Annotated in this window: 1 pseudogene; it reads left to right on the top strand. The window is 46.3% G+C overall.

Features of this window, described 5'->3' with window-relative positions:
• Positions 1-294: pseudogene (locus CWC11_RS23040) on the top strand (sodium-dependent transporter); the annotation flags it as partial.

Genomic DNA, 294 nt, shown 5'->3' with positions numbered 1-294 from the left:
CTTAGTGTTTCAAGTATTGCCAGCATTGTTTGATAGTATGGGGAGTATTGGCCTCTTGGTAAGCTTCGCTTTCTTTGCTTTGATGAGTATTGCCGCACTCACCTCGTCTATTTCGATGCTAGAAGCGCCCGTATCCTATGCTGTTGAACGTTTTGCATTGGGCAGAGTACAGGCCACCTGGATCATCGGTACCCTGGTAACAGCCGTAAGCTTCACCATTTTGGTAAACATCGAAACCTTGTTCGGCTTTACTGTTAGCCTAACAACTAAGTTTGGCCAGCCACTACTTGGCAT

The sequence above is a fragment of the Pseudoalteromonas sp. S3178 genome (genome assembly GCF_005886985.1).
Lineage (GTDB): Bacteria > Pseudomonadota > Gammaproteobacteria > Enterobacterales > Alteromonadaceae > Pseudoalteromonas > Pseudoalteromonas carrageenovora.
Note: the sequence above shows the minus strand (reverse complement) of the source record. Positions and strands in the feature narration are given on the sequence as shown.